Origin of the sequence: Enterobacter sp. AC1 (genome assembly GCF_050434705.1) — a bacterium.
GTDB classification, from domain to species: Bacteria; Pseudomonadota; Gammaproteobacteria; order Enterobacterales; family Enterobacteriaceae; genus Enterobacter; species Enterobacter cloacae_L.
The window spans coordinates 116,820-133,603 of the sequence record NZ_JBNDIZ010000011.1; the positions used below are offsets into that span (position 1 = coordinate 116,820).

Below are 16,784 nucleotides of genomic sequence, written 5' to 3' on the forward strand. Positions count from 1 at the left end.
AAAGACGGCGCTATGTGGATTGGCATAATTAGCCTGTTTCCTGAAATGTTCCGCGCGATTACCGATTACGGGGTAACTGGCCGGGCAGTAAAGAATGGCCTGCTGAGCATCCAGAGCTGGAGTCCTCGTGACTTCACGCATGACCGGCACCGTACCGTGGACGATCGTCCTTACGGCGGCGGACCGGGGATGTTAATGATGGTGCAACCCTTACGGGACGCCATTCACACAGCAAAAGCCGCGGCAGGTGAAGGCGCAAAGGTGATTTATCTGTCACCTCAGGGACGCAAGCTTGATCAAGCGGGCGTGAGCGAACTGGCGACGAATCAAAAGCTGATTCTGGTCTGTGGTCGCTACGAAGGGATAGATGAGCGCGTAATTCAAACCGAGATTGACGAAGAATGGTCTATCGGCGATTACGTTCTCAGCGGTGGTGAGTTACCCGCAATGACGCTGATTGACTCCGTCGCCCGGTTTATTCCGGGGGTACTGGGCCATGAAGCTTCGGCAACGGAAGATTCCTTTGCCGATGGATTGCTGGACTGTCCACACTATACTCGTCCTGAAGTGTTAGAAGGGATGGAAGTACCGGCAGTGTTACTGTCTGGAAACCATGCCGAGATACGTCGCTGGCGTTTGAAGCAGTCGCTGGGCCGAACCTGGCTTAGAAGACCTGAACTTCTGGAAAACCTGGCTCTGACTGAAGAGCAAGCAAAGTTGCTGGCCGAGTTCAAAACTGAACACGCGCACCAGCAGCATGAACATGATGGGAATGCGTAATACGCTCCCGAATATCAGTTTACCCAGGATAAGAGATTAAATTATGAGCAACATTATTAAGCAACTTGAACAAGAGCAGATGAAGCAGGACGTACCTTCCTTCCGTCCAGGTGACACCGTGGAAGTGAAAGTATGGGTTGTTGAAGGTTCCAAAAAACGTCTGCAGGCATTCGAGGGCGTGGTTATCGCTATTCGTAACCGCGGTCTGCACTCTGCATTCACTGTTCGTAAAATTTCCAACGGCGAAGGCGTTGAGCGTGTCTTCCAGACTCACTCTCCGGTAGTTGACAGCATTGCTGTTAAACGTCGTGGTGCTGTACGTAAAGCTAAACTGTACTACCTGCGTGAGCGTACTGGTAAGTCTGCTCGTATTAAAGAGCGTCTGAACTAAGATTCGCTTAAGCGACATCCTGTTAGAAAGGGCTGGCCGAAAGGCTGGCCCTTTTTTTATCCCATCGCACCTCTCGCGTTAACCCTTTTGTCATAAATCATTTACAATGCTTGCCTCTTGAGTGGAGGGGAAGTGGATAACGTACTGCACCAGCATAACCGGAAACGCACAGCGGCCTTGACCGCGCTGTTTGCGATCCTGCTGATCGTGGTGGCGCCGCTTATCTCCGTCTCGCTGCAGAAAGATCCTATGAGCGCCATGCCGGGCATGCACCATGACATGAGCATGATGTCGATGGATGAGCATCATGGCGATATGCCTCACCCGATGCCCGTCGACCATGCGGAAGCGTGCGGCTACTGCGTGCTGTTAGCACATGTTCCTGGCGTGATGCTGGCGCTGATCGTCCTGCTCAGCGCGGTTCTGCAGAGGCTTCGCGTTAAGCCGCCGCGTCAGGCGGTCAGCCACTGGCACTTTTTCCCCTGGCTTTACCCTGATACCCGCGCGCCGCCGCGGCAGTCTGCTTTTTCCCTTTAAAACATATCGATAACTTTTTGCCTTAAAAAGGAAAAGTATGACTACCTGCACTCCGCGCGCGGCATGGGGAAACCTGCTGCGTCGCCTCCATTTCTACATTGGGCTGTTTGTCGGCCCGTTTATCTTCTTCGCCGCGCTGACCGGTACGCTGTATGTGGCGACCCCGCAGCTGGAGAATACGCTCTACCGACATGCGCTCCACGCGGACTCCGTGGGCGAGCCGCAGCCTCTGGCGGAGCAAATTGCCGTGGCGGAAAAAGCCGTTGGACCAGATTTGCGTTTGCACGCCGTTCGTCCGGGACTGGCTGAAGGCGAAACCACCCGCGTGATGTTCGCTGACCCGGCGCTTGGGCCTTCGGAAAGCCGGGCTATCTTTGTGGATCCGGTAAGCCTGGCGGTGCTGGGGGATATGACGGTATACGGCACCAGCGGGATTTTACCGCTGCGTCAGACCATTGATTACCTGCATACGTCCCTGATGCTGGGCGACGTTGGTCGACTGTATAGCGAACTGGCTGCCTCCTGGATGTGGGTTGCCGCGCTGGGGGGAATTGCCCTGTGGTTTTATACCCGACCAAAACGGCGGATCAACAATCGCTTCCAGAACCGGCGTCGCGTGCACGTGTCGCTGGGCTGGACTTTGCTGGGCGGAATGCTGTTGTTCTCAGCAACCGGCCTGACCTGGTCCCAGTGGGCTGGGGGTAACGTTGATAAGCTGCGGGCCGGGATGAACTGGCTAACCCCGCAGGTTAACACGGCGCTATCCGATGTACCGGAGAGCGTGGATGAACATGCCGGGCACCGTGGCCATCACGGTGGAATGATGATGCCGGAAATGGCGATGGATCTGACGCAGTTTGATGGGGTGTTAAGCGCTGCGCGTAAAGCGGGGATTGATGCCAGCAAGCTGGAGATTCGCCCGGCGACAACGGCGGATCGCGCCTGGACCGTGACGGAAATCGATCGCAGCTGGCCGACTCAGGTGGATGCGGTTGCGGTTGATCCCACGACGATGCAGGTTCTGGACAGAACCCGGTTCGAGGATTTCCCGCTAATGGCAAAACTGACCCGCTGGGGCGTGGATTTCCATATGGGGATCTTATTCGGGATGGTGAATCAGCTTCTGCTTGTGGCCTTCGGCCTTGCCCTGTGCGTGCTCATCGTCTGGGGCTACCGGATATGGTGGATGCGTCGGCCGGCACAATCGGCAGCGGATCCGGTGCAGACGCTTTGCCAGAGCTGGCTGGCGCTGTCGGGATGGGGAAGAGGCGTGACGGCGATGGTAAGCCTGCTGCTGGGGCTGGCCTTGCCCGTTATGGGCGTGAGTCTGGCGCTGTTTGTTCTGGTGGACTGGCTGCGCTGGCGAGCGACAACAAGGGTGGCGCTCGCCGAATCATCCGCTAAATAACCCTATGGCGTGCTGATAACCACTGCGACGCGGCGGTTTTCAGCGCGCCCTTGCGGGGTACCGTTGCTTGCAACCGGGTATTTTTGACCTAATCCCCGCGTGGTGAGATTGCTGCGCGGGATATTCGCTCCCTTCGCCCAGGCATCGGCCACGGCATTGGCGCGTTTTAACGACAGCGCTTCGTTGTAGCTTTCTTGACCATAATTATCCGTGTGACCGTCCATTCGCGCGTGGTTCAGGCCGGTTTCCGCCAGGCGCGAGGCCATGGACTGGATCTGCGTTTCACTTTCCGGGCGCAGTCTGGCGTCATTTTTATCAAAGAGGATGGTATCCGACATACCAAGCGACCAGTCACCGTTCAGTTCGTTAAAACCGTAAGACTTCATCGCCGCAATTTGCTCTGGAGTGAATTTGCCTTCAGGCGGAGACTGACAGCCTGCCAGGACCAGTGAAGCCAGTACTAACGGCGCGAAGTATCGTTTTAACATAGTGTATCCTTTCTAACTTATTGTTTTCGTACGCTGGTTTTTAACCTGGTACATATTACGGTCGGCCCTCTCCAGTAATGCTTCCACGGAAGCATTTTCCCACGCCAGAGCAAAGCCAATGCTGAGTGACATCGATGCTTTTTGTCCGTTATGAAGATCAAACGGACGGATAAATTGCTGCGAAAGCGCAGCACAAATGTGTTGAACCTCAAGCTCAGAGTGCACGCCGTAGAGCACCATGGCAAATTCATCACCGCCAAGGCGATAAGACTGATGACGTTTGTCGCCAAACTCCATCATCCTGCTGGCGACTTCAATCAGTACGCAGTCACCTGCAGCGTGTCCCCAGGTGTCATTGATAAACTTAAAGTTATCACCGTCGAGGAAGAGCAGGGCCGAGTTTGTTTTTGCAGAAGGGTCGTTCATTAAGGCCGCAATGCTGTTACGAAACGCAGCGCGGTTGGCAAGACCGGTGAGCGGGTCGTGCATGGCGGTTCGCAACAGTTGGGCGTTTTTCGCCTGGAGTTTCAGCTGCCACTCTTCCATCTCATCCAGAAGGCTGTTGAAGTCTTCACCAAACTGGTGAAACTCTTCGATACGGCCGTCTTTCACCCGGCGGGAGAAGTTGCGGTTAGTGCGTACGTCATGCACGACGTCGGTAATGTTTTGCAGAGCCGTTACCATGCCGCGATGTAGAGACTGGGTAATGGTGAGCGCGACGACGGTCGCAAAAAGAATGCAGCCGGTAAGCACGGCAAACGACATCCAGATGAAATGACTGATGAGACTGTCGCGTGCGGTAAGGCGGATTTCGCCGATCATTGCGCCGTTATGCATGATGGGCTGCGCAATAGGTACGGGGAAAAGCCAGCGGCTGACCAGCGCGCCCAGCGTGTCGTTGTTATCCTCAGGGTTCCAGGACCAGTAGGCAAACCGCTTTTTATGGGCGTTGATAACCTCAGCCGCGGCAAACTGGCCCTGTTTGCCAAGGGCCGCAAGCGTTTCATTGGCCGCCAGCGAATCGTTGAAAACCAGCGAGGCTTCCAGGCTGTGGCTCATTGTTGCGCCGGTTAATTCAAGATTCTTTTGCGCGTATTGTTTTAACGTCACGACGGAGGCAAAACAGAGCAATAGCCATATTAACGTCATGGTGATGATGACGCTTATCATACTGTTTCGCCTCAACGTTCTTTTAAACGTCGGACGTGGCGTTGAAGTGAAATCTTTATCCATGCTGCTTATTCCGTGCAAGCATTAATACATCCGGATTGACTCTTACGCCACTGCGCGTCAATGCATCCAGGTTAACGGAGAACCGTACCTGGCCGCGATCGATTATCAGGCAAAAGGCGCTGCCAATTACACATTCCGGATTTTGCTCTGAGATTAATAGCAATGCTCTGCCCTGATATTGGCTTATTAATTCAAGTTGTTTTGCCGGTGATTCAGACCCGAAATATATCGCATCGCACGTCGCGGCCAGGGCTTCCCGATCGTTACGTACAATAACGGGAGTATAAGGTAACTCGCTATGTCCTTCATCGCCGCTGAGGGCGTGCGTATAGTGAGAAGTGGCATAGATGCAGAGTTTAGGCTGCCCGGAAAGCGACGGCCATCGCGTATAGCTCACAATGCCTGAGACAATCGAGCGTACCGATTTATCCGTATCCGTAAGTGTGCCTGCCGTCGCTGGGCCCACCATAAGAAACAGCATTAGCACCAGAGTGAGTCGGAACAAAGAGATCAAGAATAAATTTCTCACCAGAATCCGCCACATCGCTCCGGAAATAGATGTCCTTAAGAGTTGCGGGCAGAATACCATTGTTTATCAGAGCCGTCATTATGTCAGAAATAGCATCAGGTCGACCTAAGCTAAATCCTACTGTTGCTTATTTTCCGGGGGATAAAAACAGACTTAATTTAGTCTGCTGGAACGCATACTTTCATCCATTCCTTCTTGCCATGACGCATGCAGTTTTGCTGCATTTTCAGCAGTATCGCAACTGGCAGGAAAAGATTTTCCCGCTAACCCCCAGGCGTGAATAAAGCCTTCTTCGCAGACTTTCTTCTGACCATCGGCATAGCCTCGAAGATATTCACTACGATCAACGTGTGGGTCATTAAAACTATCGGACAGGGTCTGGTTATCTTTAACCGGCAGGCCATTCATGGCGTCTTCTTTACCTGCGTCAAACCAGGAGGGACTGGTCCAGTCGGGCTGGAAGGTATAAGGATTGATCTGGCAGCCCGATAAAAACAGCGACAACAGCGCGAGAGTAATTGGACGCATAGCCATTCTCCTTTTTTCTTCAGCATAGCCTGGCTAAAGAAAAGGTGTGTGTAATTTAAAGTTTACGTTTTTATTGGCTGATTTTTGCAATAAACTGGCGTCTGTAACGTAATGTTTACGTATTTTGGATTGAAATGTTTACTTTTTATGGTATCGTGGTGTCACCTCTTTGAGGAAAACAACTATCGCAAACGAGCTTTACAGGATCGCCATCATGCAAAAAGACGCGCTGAACAACGTACATATCACTGACGAACAGGTTTTAATCACTCCGGATCAGCTGAAAGCGGAATTTCCGCTGAGCGTCGCGCAAGAAGCTCAGATCGAGCATTCGCGCCAGACCATTTCTGACATCATCGCCGGCCGCGATCCGCGTCTGCTGGTGGTATGTGGTCCTTGCTCGATTCACGATCCTGAAACCGCCATTGAGTACGCTCGTCGATTTAAAGCATTAGCGGAGGAGGTCAGCGATAGCCTCTATCTGGTGATGCGCGTCTATTTTGAGAAGCCACGTACGACCGTTGGCTGGAAAGGGTTGATTAACGATCCGCACATGGATGGCTCGTTTGATGTGGAAGCAGGGCTGAAGATTGCGCGTCGACTGCTGGTGGAACTGGTCAGCATGGGGCTGCCGTTGGCAACCGAAGCGCTGGATCCGAACAGTCCGCAGTATCTGGGCGATCTGTTCAGCTGGTCCGCAATTGGCGCGCGTACCACGGAATCACAAACTCACCGCGAGATGGCGTCTGGCCTGTCGATGCCGGTTGGCTTTAAAAACGGTACCGATGGTAGTCTGGCGACGGCGATCAACGCCATGCGCGCTGCCGCAATGCCGCACCGTTTTGTCGGTATTAATCAGGCAGGCCAGGTGTGCCTCCTGCAAACGCAGGGCAACCCGGACGGTCATGTGATTCTGCGCGGCGGTAAAGCCCCCAACTACAGCCCGGCGGATGTAGCCCAGTGCGAAAAAGAGATGGAGCAGGCGGGACTGCGCCCGGCTCTGATGGTAGATTGCAGTCATGGTAATTCGAATAAAGATTACCGTCGCCAGCCTGCGGTTGCGGAATCCGTAGTCGCCCAGATCAAAGATGGCAACCGTTCGATTATCGGTCTGATGATTGAGAGCAATATTCATGAAGGCAATCAATCATCTGAACAACCGCGCAGTGCAATGAAGCATGGCGTATCCGTGACGGATGCCTGCATCAGCTGGGAAACCACCGATGCCCTGCTGCGTGAGATCCATAAAGATTTAAACGGCCAGCTGGCGACGCGTCTGGCTTAAGAGGTTAGTTATGGTTGCTGAATTGACCGCGTTACGCGATCAAATTGATGAAGTGGATAAGGCGCTGCTGGACCTGCTGGCGCGCCGTATGGCGCTGGTTGCCGAAGTCGGTGAGGTGAAAAGCAAGTACGGCCTGCCGATTTACGTCCCGGAGCGCGAAGCCTCAATGCTGGCCTCCCGTCGTAAAGAGGCGCAGGCTCTGGGTGTTTCGCCGGATTTGATTGAAGATGTCCTGCGTCGCGTAATGCGGGAATCCTATTCCAGCGAAAACGACAAGGGCTTCAAAACCCTCTGTCCGTCCCTGCGTCCGGTGGTGATTGTCGGCGGGGCAGGGCAGATGGGGCGTCTGTTTGAAAAAATGCTGACGCTTTCTGGCTATCAGGTACGCATTCTGGAAAAAGAAGACTGGGCGCAGGCACCGGAACTGATGAAAGATGCCGGGATGGTTATCGTCAGCGTGCCGATCCACGTGACGGAGCAGATCATCGGGAAGCTTCCTCCTTTACCGAAAGATTGCATCCTGATCGACCTGGCCTCCGTCAAAAATGGTCCGCTGCAGGCGATGCTGGCGGCGCATACCGGCCCGGTACTGGGTCTGCACCCGATGTTCGGCCCGGACAGCGGCAGCCTGGCGAAGCAGGTGGTGGTTTACTGCGACGGTCGTCAGCCGGAAGCCTATCAGTGGTTCCTGGAGCAGATTCAGGTCTGGGGCGCCCGACTGCATCGGATCAGCGCGGTCGAGCACGATCAGAACATGGCCTTCATTCAGGCGCTGCGGCACTTCGCCACGTTTGCCTACGGTCTGCATCTGGCGGAAGAGAACGTGCAGCTTGAACAGCTGCTGGCGCTCTCTTCACCTATTTATCGTCTGGAGCTGGCGATGGTTGGGCGTCTGTTTGCGCAGGATCCGCAGCTTTACGCGGATATTATTATGTCGTCCGAAAACAACCTGGCGCTCATCAAGCGCTACTATCAGCGGTTTGGTGAAGCCATTACGCTGCTGGAGCACGGAGACAAGCAGGCGTTTATCGACAGCTTCCGCAAGGTTGAACACTGGTTTGGCGATTACGCGCAGCGTTTCCAGAGTGAGAGCCGCACGCTGTTGCGCCAGGCAAATGACAGTCGCCAGTAATGCGATGATGTATATACTGAAAGCCAGCATTGCTGGCTTTTTTCATTTTGGGGAACTGTCATGGCTGAACCGCAGCTGCTGTTGAATTACACCGGGCATCTGCCTGAATGCCCGACGTGGAGCGCAGAAGAGCGCGCACTCTACTGGGCCGATATTCTGGAAGGGGAAATCCACCGATACCATCTGCCGACGGCGGAACACACCGTGCTCTCTTTCCATGAGGAGGTGGGTTGTTTCGCGCTGCGCGAGCGCGGCGGGTTTATCGTCGCCATGCGCAGCGGCATCTGGCTTGCCGATAAGCATGGCCTCCTGCAGCGCAAGGTGTGCGATAACCCCTCTAACCCGCAGCTGGCGCGTTTTAACGATGGGGGAACCGACAGTCTGGGGCGCTTCTATGCGGGAACCTTCTGGGGGCCGGGGGATTACAACGGCGCGCTGCTGATGCGTATCGATAACGATCTGACGCCGAAAGTGATCCAGTGCGATATTCACGGGCATAATGGCTTAGCGTTTAGCCCGGATAACCAGTGGATGTTTACCTCCGACACGCCAAACGGCGTGATTTACCGTACCCCGCTTGATGAGCAGGCTGAACCGGGCAGGCGCGAGGTGTTTCGTCAGTTTAAAGAGGGCGAGGGGATACCGGACGGCGCGGCAATGGACGTGGAGGGCTGTTACTGGAGCGCGCTGTTTGACGGCTGGCGTATCGCGCGTTTTTCCCCTGAAGGGGAACAGCTGGAAGAGTATGAAATGCCGGTACGTTGCCCGACGATGGTCTGTTTTGGCGGTGATGATATGAAAACGTTGTTCATTACGACCACGCGGGAAAATATGGATGCGGAGGAGGTGGCGAAGTATCCGCTCTCCGGCGCCATCTTCACCCTGCCCGTTAACGTGGCAGGGATGAAGAAAAGTCGCTTTATCGAACGTTAGCTTGGATCGACCGGCACGACGTTTTCGCTCGGATAGCAGCCCAGCACTTTCATGGAGCGGGTGATTTCGCCGAGCTCGCGCAGGGCTTTCTGCATGGAAGCAGATTCCAGGTTGGCCTGGATATCAAGATAAAACATCTCTTCCCACGGATTACCGTGGATCGGACGTGATTCCAGCCTGGTCATGATCAGGTTATGGTTACGCAGCACCAGCAGGGCTTCAACCAGCGCGCCGGCCTGCTGCCCGGTCGCCATCAGCAGCGTGGTTTTGGCCGGTACCTGGTCTGAGACGTTGATTGCCTTGCGGGCCAGCACCACGAAGCGGGTGATGTTTTGCGTCTGGTTTGCCAGGTTGCGCTCCAGCACCTGTAAACCATACAGCGCGCCGCCCGCTTCGCTGCCGAGCGCTGCGACAGTTGGGGAATTAGCCTGCGCCACTCTTTCCATCGCCGCCGAAGTGCTTTCAGTGTACTCAATTTTCCAGTTCGGATAGCGGTTCAGGAACTGGCTGCACTGCTGGAACGGCTGTGGATGACTGTAAACCGTTTCGATCTTGCTCAGGTCCGTTGATCCGGAGACCAGCACGCAGTGATCGATAGGGATTGTCAGCTCACCAACCAGCGAAAGAGTGGTGTGCTGCAGCAAATCGTAGACGTCGTTGATGGCGCCGGAGCTGGTGTTTTCAATCGGCACCACGGCGTAATCCGCCTGGCCGGTCTCGACCTGGTTGAAAATATCGGCGAATTTTGCACAGCCGCTCTCAATAAATTCTTCGAAATGGCGTGCGGCGTACTGACGTGCGGCCAGGTGAGAATAAGAGCCCTTTGGCCCGAGGAACGCGATTCGTGCAGAGTGTGGATTGGTTTTGTTCAGATGCTGCTGGAGCAGCGCTTGCTGGGTCAGAACGGAGTCTTCAATGATGAGCTGGAACAGCCGGGTGATGTAGTGGGCATCAAGGTGATGCGCTTTGCCGAGCTGAATGAGACGTTCCAGCAGATCGCGCTCGCGGTCAATATCGCGGACCGGGCGATGGGAGTCCAGCTTGGCTTTGCCCACTTCAACGGCAAGTGCGCGGCGTTCGGCCAGCAGCGCCAGCAGCTTCTCATCCAGCGCGCTGATTTTTACTCGCAGATCCAGTAACGGGTTTTCCGGTGTCATAGTGTTGTCTGTCTCATTTTATCGTTATCAATAAAAAAGGCCCCCCGGTGTGGGAGGCCTTGTTGTTCGTCTTCGCATTCTTTATCACACGACGAAACGCCTCCCGTTCAGGGGAAGGTAAAAAAGAATGCGAAGAAGAACGGCGTAAGTTTCATAAAGTCATCCTGTGAGTGATACCGTTAAAGTACCTGTACTGTTTTCGCCCTGTCAATAAAAAACAAAAAACGCGCCCGAAGGCGCGTTGGCGGTACACTCAATTTAAAGGATTACTCTTCTTCAACTTCTTCCGCGAAGCTGGCGTCTTTCACCGATGTTGTGGCGCGACGGGCTTCACCTTTGTGTTGCACTTTATTGAGCTGCCGTTCCAGCTTGTTGATCAAATCGTTAATTGCGGTGTACATATCCTCATGTTTTGCGCTGGCGACCAGATGGCCGTTTGGAGTATTGATAGTTGCGTCAGCGATGAAACCCTGCGGCTCCTTGGACAGGATGATATGTGGATTAATCAAATGAGTTTGCCATTTATCCAGTTTGGCGAGACGGTCTGCGACGTGCTGGCGAATTGCCGGAGTAATTTCCATTTGTTTACTGGTAATGTTCATTGTCATAAATTTTACCTCTTGTCTTTCCGTCTTGGTGATTCCAGCATACCCGACCTAATGTCAAAATGTGTGATTTAGATCACGTTATTTTGTCGGTTTTTGTCAGGGAATCTTTTTTGTGAGGCAGGGCAGGAAGAGGTGAGATTTACCTTGTGGAAGGCAAAAATTGGAGCCATAGTTGACGGGATGTGTTGGGGCTAATGCGCTTCAGCGACGCTCTGAAACGAATAAAAAAACGGCAGCCTTCCGGCTGCCGTTTTGCATTGAGGCAATATCAGGTGTTGCTGCTGTTAGCAGCGATGATTTTCGCCACTTTTTCAGCCTGAGCGGTCATCTGCATCTGACGGTAAGCATTTTCCATCAGCTTCAGGCCGTCGCGCGTTGCCTGGGTATCCGGATAATCACGCAGCATACCCTCTACGCGGTTAACCACGGCAACCCATGCACCACGGCGGGTATAGTATTCCGCCACGGAGTATTCATATTTCGCCAGACGATCTTTCAGGAACACCAGACGTTTGGTCGCGTCGGTCACGTACTGACTGTTCGGATAGCCGCGCACCAGTTTGGAGAAGTCATTGAAGGCATCACGCGCGTGCTGCGGGTCACGGTCGGAACGATCCACGCCGAAGAAGCCCTGCAGAGCACTGTCGTCCAGCGCCATGTTGGTGAGGCCGCGCATGTACATCACATAGTCGATGTTAGGATGAGTCGGGTTCAGACGCATGAAACGATCGATGGTTGCCTGAGCCAGCGGCAGATCGGCATTTTTATAGTATGCGTAGATAAGATCTAACTGTACCTGCTGCGAATACGGACCAAATGGATAGCGATTATCCAACGCTTCCAGTTGCGTTATCGCCTGTTTCCAGTTACCGTCCTGCAACTTTTGTTGTGCAGTCGCATAGATTTCATTCGGCGGATTGTCAGGGACCTGTTCATTTGAACCGGAGCAGCCCACCAAAGCCAGGCTCAACGTGGCCGCTGCCACCAGATATTTCATGCGCGTCATGACGTTTTGACTTTCCTCAAATGTTTGTCCGGGAGAAACTCTGTTCCTGCTCCCGATTAAGACCAGCTACAATAGCACACTATATTAAACGGCAAAGCCGTAAAACCCAACGTTAAACGAAGAAGCAGTTTATGGCACAACGAGTAGAACTCACCGCAACAGTCTCCGAAAATCAGCTCGGTCAACGCTTAGATCAGGCTTTGGCCGAATTGTTCCCTGATTATTCGCGTTCACGCATAAAAGAATGGATCCTTGACCAGCGCGTGCTGGTAAACGGCAAGATCTGGGACAAACCAAAAGAGAAAGTGTTAGGTGGGGAAGCTGTCGCCATCAATGCTGAAATCGAAGAGGAAATCCGCTTCGAGCCGCAGGATATCCCACTGGACATCGTCTATGAAGATGATGACATTCTGGTGATCAACAAGCCGCGCGACCTGGTTGTTCATCCGGGCGCGGGGAACCCTGACGGTACGGTACTTAACGCACTTCTCCATTATTATCCGCCTATCGCGGATGTCCCGCGCGCGGGCATCGTGCACCGTCTGGATAAAGACACTACCGGTCTGATGGTGGTCGCGAAGACCGTACCCGCCCAGACCCGTCTGGTGGAATCGCTGCAGCTGCGCGAAATTACCCGTGAGTATGAAGCGGTAGCCATTGGCCATATGACCTCTGGCGGTACGGTGGAAGAGCCAATCAGCCGTCACCCAACCAAACGTACCCATATGTCGGTGCATCCGATGGGTAAACCGGCGGTGACGCACTATCGCATTATGGAACACTTCCGCATTCATACGCGTCTGCGCCTGCGTCTGGAAACCGGGCGTACTCACCAGATCCGTGTGCATATGGCACACATTACCCATCCGCTGGTGGGGGATCAGGTCTACGGTGGTCGTCCACGTCCGCCGAAAGGCGCATCGGATGAGTTCATCAGCGTATTGCGTAAATTCGATCGTCAGGCACTGCACGCGACTATGCTGCGCCTTTACCATCCTATTACCGGTATTCAGATGGAGTGGCACGCGCCTATCCCACAGGATATGGTGGACCTTATTGACGCGATGCGTGCTGATTTCGAAGAACATAAGGATCAAGTGGACTGGTTATGACCAAACTGATTGTCCCGGAGTGGCCATTGCCTGAAGGCGTGGCTGCCTGTAGTTCAACCCGTATTGGCGGCGTGAGCCAGGGGGCGTGGGAGTCTTTGAACCTCGGCGCACACTGTGGCGACAACCTGGAACACGTTGAAGAGAACCGCAGGCGTCTGTTTGCTGCGGGGAACTTGCCGTCGAAGCCGGTCTGGCTGGAACAGGTTCACGGTAACGCGGTGCTGAAGTTGACGGGAGAACCCTACGCTTCTAAACGCGCCGATGCCTCTTACAGTAATACTCCGGGAACGGTTTGTGCCGTAATGACCGCCGATTGTCTGCCGGTTCTGTTTTGTAACCGTGCAGGTACCGAGGTTGCAGCAGCCCACGCGGGCTGGCGTGGTCTGTGTGCAGGCGTGCTGGAAGAGACAATCGCCTGCTTTAATGATGCGCCCGCTAATATCATGGCCTGGCTTGGCCCGGCTATTGGTCCTCGTGCTTTTGAAGTGGGTCCAGAGGTTCGCGAAGCCTTTATGGAAAAAGATCCGCAAGCAGTGGAAGCCTTCCTGCCTTCCGGGGATAAATATCTGGCCGATATCTACCAGCTCGCTCGCCAGCGCCTGAATAACGTGGGCGTAACGCAGATCTCCGGCGGCGATCGCTGTACCTTCACCGAAAAGGGTGATTTTTTCTCCTATCGCCGCGACAAGACGACGGGTCGTATGGCAAGTTTTATTTGGCTGATATAACCTAAAGAATCAAGACGATCCGGCACGTGCCGTTTTCTTTTCACATAATTCAGGTCATTAACCTTGAATAATTGAGGGATGACCTCATTTAATCTCCAGTAGCAAATTTGACCTGTTATGGGAGGAGTTATGCGTCTGGATCGTCTTACTAATAAATTCCAGCTTGCTCTCGCCGATGCCCAGTCCCTCGCACTGGGGCACGACAACCAATTTATCGAACCTCTTCATTTAATGAGCGCCTTACTGAATCAGGAAGGGGGATCGGTACGTCCTTTATTAACGTCTGCTGGCATTAATGCTGGCCAGTTACGCACCGCTATCGATCAGGCGCTGAGCCGTTTACCGCAGGTCGAAGGGACCGGCGGCGACGTTCAGCCGTCGCAGGATCTGGTGCGTGTGCTTAACCTTTGCGACAAGCTGGCGCAAAAACGTGGGGACAACTTTATTTCGTCAGAGCTGTTTGTTCTGGCGGCGCTTGAATCACGCGGTACCTTGACCGACCTGCTGAAATCTGCCGGTGCAACCACCGCCAATGTGACTCAGGCGATTGAGAAAATGCGCGGAGGTGAAAGCGTGAACGATCAGGGAGCCGAAGACCAACGTCAGGCTTTGAAGAAATTTACGGTCGATCTGACCGAACGAGCTGAACAGGGCAAACTTGACCCGGTGATCGGCCGTGACGAAGAGATTCGCCGTACTATTCAGGTACTGCAACGTCGTACCAAGAACAACCCGGTACTGATTGGTGAGCCGGGTGTCGGTAAAACCGCCATTGTTGAAGGTCTGGCGCAGCGTATCGTGAACGGTGAAGTGCCGGAAGGTCTGAAAGGACGCCGCGTACTGGCGCTGGATATGGGCGCGCTGGTGGCCGGTGCGAAATACCGCGGTGAGTTCGAAGAGCGTCTGAAAGGCGTGCTTAACGACCTGGCGAAGCAGGAAGGCAACGTTATCCTGTTCATCGACGAACTGCACACCATGGTCGGTGCCGGTAAAGCGGACGGCGCGATGGATGCCGGGAACATGCTGAAACCTGCTCTGGCGCGTGGCGAGCTTCACTGCGTCGGTGCCACTACGCTGGACGAGTACCGTCAGTACATTGAGAAAGATGCTGCGCTGGAACGTCGTTTCCAGAAAGTGTTTGTTGCTGAACCAAGCGTTGAAGATACCATCGCGATTTTGCGTGGCCTGAAAGAGCGCTATGAACTGCACCACCATGTGCAGATCACTGACCCGGCCATCGTTGCGGCCGCGACGCTTTCGCATCGTTATATCGCGGACCGTCAGCTGCCAGATAAAGCCATCGACCTGATCGATGAGGCGGCATCGAGCATTCGTATGCAAATTGACTCGAAGCCGGAAGAGCTGGACAGGCTCGACCGACGCATTATCCAGCTCAAGCTGGAGCAACAGGCCCTGAAGAAAGAGTCTGATGAAGCCAGTAAGAAACGGCTGGATATGCTCAATGAAGAGCTGGACGATAAAGAGCGCCAGTATTCTGAGTTAGAAGAAGAGTGGAAAGCCGAGAAGGCGTCCCTTTCTGGCACCCAGACCATTAAGGCAGAACTCGAACAGGCAAAAATTGCCATTGAGCAGGCTCGACGCGTGGGCGATCTGGCGCGAATGTCTGAGCTGCAGTACGGCAAAATACCGGAGCTGGAAAAACAGCTTGAGATTGCGACGCAATCGGAAGGTAAAACGATGCGTCTGTTACGTAATAAAGTGACGGATGCCGAAATCGCCGAAGTGCTTGCTCGCTGGACCGGTATTCCCGTGGCGCGCATGCTGGAAGGCGAGCGTGAAAAACTGCTGCGTATGGAGCAGGACCTCCACAATCGCGTAATTGGTCAGAACGAAGCGGTTGAGGCCGTATCCAACGCCATTCGTCGTAGCCGCGCGGGGTTGTCCGATCCGAATCGTCCGATTGGTTCGTTCCTGTTCCTGGGGCCGACCGGTGTTGGTAAAACCGAGCTGTGCAAAGCGCTGGCTAACTTTATGTTCGACAGCGACGATGCGATGGTGCGTATCGACATGTCCGAGTTTATGGAGAAACACTCCGTCTCGCGTCTGGTCGGTGCGCCTCCGGGATACGTCGGTTATGAGGAAGGGGGTTATCTGACTGAAGCGGTGCGCCGTCGTCCTTATTCCGTCATCCTGCTGGATGAGGTGGAAAAAGCGCATCCGGATGTGTTCAACATTCTGCTTCAGGTCCTGGATGATGGCCGCCTGACCGACGGGCAGGGGAGAACGGTCGACTTCCGTAACACGGTTGTCATTATGACCTCGAACCTGGGTTCCGATTTGATTCAGGAACGTTTCGGCGAACTGGACTATAGCCATATGAAGGATCTGGTGCTCGGTGTGGTCAGCCAAAACTTCCGTCCGGAGTTCATCAACCGTATTGATGAAGTGGTGGTCTTTCATCCTCTGGGTGAGAAACACATTGCGTCGATTGCGCAGATCCAGCTGCAGCGTCTGTATAAACGTCTGGAAGAGCGTGGATATGAAATTCACATCTCCGACGATGCGCTGAAGCTGCTGAGCGAGAATGGTTACGACCCGGTGTACGGTGCGCGTCCATTAAAACGCGCTATCCAGCAGCAGATCGAAAACCCGCTGGCGCAGCAGATCCTCTCCGGAGAGTTGATTCCAGGCAAAGTTATCCGTCTGGAAGCCAACGACGATCGCATTGTGGCAGTGCAGTAAGTCACAAAACGCAAAAACGAGCCGCTTGCGGCTCGTTTTTGTTTAAAAACCAGGCGAAAATTGAGGTCTGGAGTATGAGTTGCCTGGAAAGTGAGCAGTCAGTAAATAATTTTCACTTTACCCTTGCAGGTTCGGAATAACTCCCTATAATGCGCCTCCACTGACACGGAACAACGGCACACACGCCGCCGGGTCAGCAGAGAAAAGCGAAAATAAACGCTTGACT

18 protein-coding genes and 1 other annotated feature are annotated in these 16,784 nt (G+C 54.0%); of the genes, 10 read left to right on the plus strand and 8 right to left on the minus strand.

All coding sequences use genetic code 11. The annotated features are described in order from the left end of the window. Positions 1–12: 12 nt before the first annotated feature. From trmD to M2433_RS22290, 4 genes are all read left to right on the plus strand, one after another. Positions 13–780: a tRNA (guanosine(37)-N1)-methyltransferase TrmD gene (trmD, locus tag M2433_RS22275; protein ID WP_014832949.1), complete on the plus strand. Its 768-nt coding sequence runs from the start codon at positions 13–15 to the stop codon at positions 778–780. 43 nt (positions 781–823) lie between these two features. Continuing rightward, positions 824–1,171, plus strand: coding sequence for a 50S ribosomal protein L19 (gene rplS, locus M2433_RS22280; RefSeq protein WP_002914145.1), 348 nt, complete (start codon positions 824–826; stop codon positions 1,169–1,171). Between the two features lie 132 nt (positions 1,172–1,303). Next, positions 1,304–1,708, plus strand: a complete 405-nt coding sequence (locus M2433_RS22285; protein ID WP_429057601.1) for a DUF2946 domain-containing protein — start codon at positions 1,304–1,306, stop codon at positions 1,706–1,708. A 37-nt stretch (positions 1,709–1,745) separates the two neighbouring features. Then, entirely contained in the window at positions 1,746–3,116 is a 1,371-nt protein-coding gene (locus M2433_RS22290) for a PepSY-associated TM helix domain-containing protein (protein WP_429057599.1), read from the plus strand. A 2-nt stretch (positions 3,117–3,118) separates the two neighbouring features. On the opposite strand, the gene M2433_RS22295 is transcribed toward M2433_RS22290, so the two are convergent. The 4 genes from M2433_RS22295 to M2433_RS22310 form a co-directional block, all read right to left on the minus strand. After that, a complete protein-coding gene (locus tag M2433_RS22295; RefSeq protein ID WP_264440468.1) occupies positions 3,119–3,604 on the minus strand; it encodes an OmpA family protein in 486 nt (161 codons plus the stop codon). A gap of 12 nt (positions 3,605–3,616) precedes the next feature. Next, positions 3,617–4,837 (minus strand): diguanylate cyclase DgcN, encoded by a 1,221-nt coding sequence (gene dgcN / locus M2433_RS22300; protein ID WP_429057596.1) that lies wholly within the window; start codon positions 4,835–4,837, stop codon positions 3,617–3,619. Beyond that, on the minus strand, positions 4,830–5,381 hold the full coding sequence (locus M2433_RS22305; protein WP_429057594.1) for a YfiR family protein: 552 nt from the start codon (positions 5,379–5,381) through the stop codon (positions 4,830–4,832). Before M2433_RS22305 ends, dgcN begins: the two co-directional genes overlap by 8 nt. Before the next feature lie 138 nt (positions 5,382–5,519). Next, positions 5,520–5,894: a DUF2799 domain-containing protein gene (locus M2433_RS22310; protein WP_429057593.1), complete on the minus strand. Its 375-nt coding sequence runs from the start codon at positions 5,892–5,894 to the stop codon at positions 5,520–5,522. A gap of 214 nt (positions 5,895–6,108) precedes the next feature. Here M2433_RS22310 and aroF point away from each other — a divergent pair, with 214 nt between their 5' ends. From aroF to M2433_RS22325, 3 genes are read left to right on the plus strand one after another with little or no spacing between them, the layout of a single operon-like run. Beyond that, positions 6,109–7,179 (plus strand): 3-deoxy-7-phosphoheptulonate synthase AroF, encoded by a 1,071-nt coding sequence (gene aroF, locus M2433_RS22315; RefSeq protein WP_014832942.1) that lies wholly within the window; start codon positions 6,109–6,111, stop codon positions 7,177–7,179. 10 nt (positions 7,180–7,189) lie between these two features. After that, complete coding sequence (gene tyrA, locus M2433_RS22320; RefSeq protein ID WP_429057591.1) at positions 7,190–8,311, plus strand: bifunctional chorismate mutase/prephenate dehydrogenase; 1,122 nt, start codon at positions 7,190–7,192, stop codon at positions 8,309–8,311. A 60-nt stretch (positions 8,312–8,371) separates the two neighbouring features. Further along, the gene (locus M2433_RS22325; RefSeq protein WP_429057589.1) at positions 8,372–9,244 is read left to right on the plus strand and encodes an SMP-30/gluconolactonase/LRE family protein; all 873 of its coding nucleotides are present in this window, start codon (positions 8,372–8,374) and stop codon (positions 9,242–9,244) included. Here M2433_RS22325 and pheA read toward each other — a convergent pair. From pheA to bamD, 4 genes are all read right to left on the minus strand, one after another. Continuing rightward, positions 9,241–10,401: a bifunctional chorismate mutase/prephenate dehydratase gene (pheA, locus tag M2433_RS22330; protein ID WP_429057588.1), complete on the minus strand. Its 1,161-nt coding sequence runs from the start codon at positions 10,399–10,401 to the stop codon at positions 9,241–9,243. The two genes, M2433_RS22325 and pheA, sit on opposite strands and share 4 nt — an antisense overlap. Positions 10,402–10,431: 30 nt before the next feature. Beyond that, positions 10,432–10,557, minus strand: a sequence feature (Phe leader region). Then, positions 10,509–10,556, minus strand: a complete 48-nt coding sequence (pheL, locus tag M2433_RS22335) for a pheA operon leader peptide PheL (protein WP_100249759.1) — start codon at positions 10,554–10,556, stop codon at positions 10,509–10,511. Its footprint overlaps the feature before it by 48 nt. A 110-nt stretch (positions 10,558–10,667) precedes the next feature. Beyond that, entirely contained in the window at positions 10,668–11,009 is a 342-nt protein-coding gene (gene raiA, locus M2433_RS22340) for a ribosome-associated translation inhibitor RaiA (RefSeq protein WP_008502470.1), read from the minus strand. Positions 11,010–11,277: 268 nt separating this feature from the next. After that, on the minus strand, positions 11,278–12,015 hold the full coding sequence (bamD, locus tag M2433_RS22345; RefSeq protein WP_023308867.1) for an outer membrane protein assembly factor BamD: 738 nt from the start codon (positions 12,013–12,015) through the stop codon (positions 11,278–11,280). Positions 12,016–12,146: 131 nt separating this feature from the next. On the opposite strand from bamD, the gene rluD reads away from it, so the two are divergent. The 3 genes from rluD to clpB all read left to right on the plus strand — a co-directional run bounded on the left by rluD (position 12,147) and on the right by clpB (position 16,558). After that, on the plus strand, positions 12,147–13,127 hold the full coding sequence (gene rluD / locus M2433_RS22350) for a 23S rRNA pseudouridine(1911/1915/1917) synthase RluD (RefSeq protein ID WP_023308866.1): 981 nt from the start codon (positions 12,147–12,149) through the stop codon (positions 13,125–13,127). Then, the gene (gene yfiH / locus M2433_RS22355; RefSeq protein ID WP_429057586.1) at positions 13,124–13,855 is read left to right on the plus strand and encodes a purine nucleoside phosphorylase YfiH; all 732 of its coding nucleotides are present in this window, start codon (positions 13,124–13,126) and stop codon (positions 13,853–13,855) included. The genes rluD and yfiH overlap by 4 nt, the downstream gene beginning before the upstream one ends. Before the next feature lie 129 nt (positions 13,856–13,984). Beyond that, positions 13,985–16,558, plus strand: a complete 2,574-nt coding sequence (gene clpB / locus M2433_RS22360; RefSeq protein WP_059312524.1) for an ATP-dependent chaperone ClpB — start codon at positions 13,985–13,987, stop codon at positions 16,556–16,558. Positions 16,559–16,784: the final 226 nt, after the last annotated feature.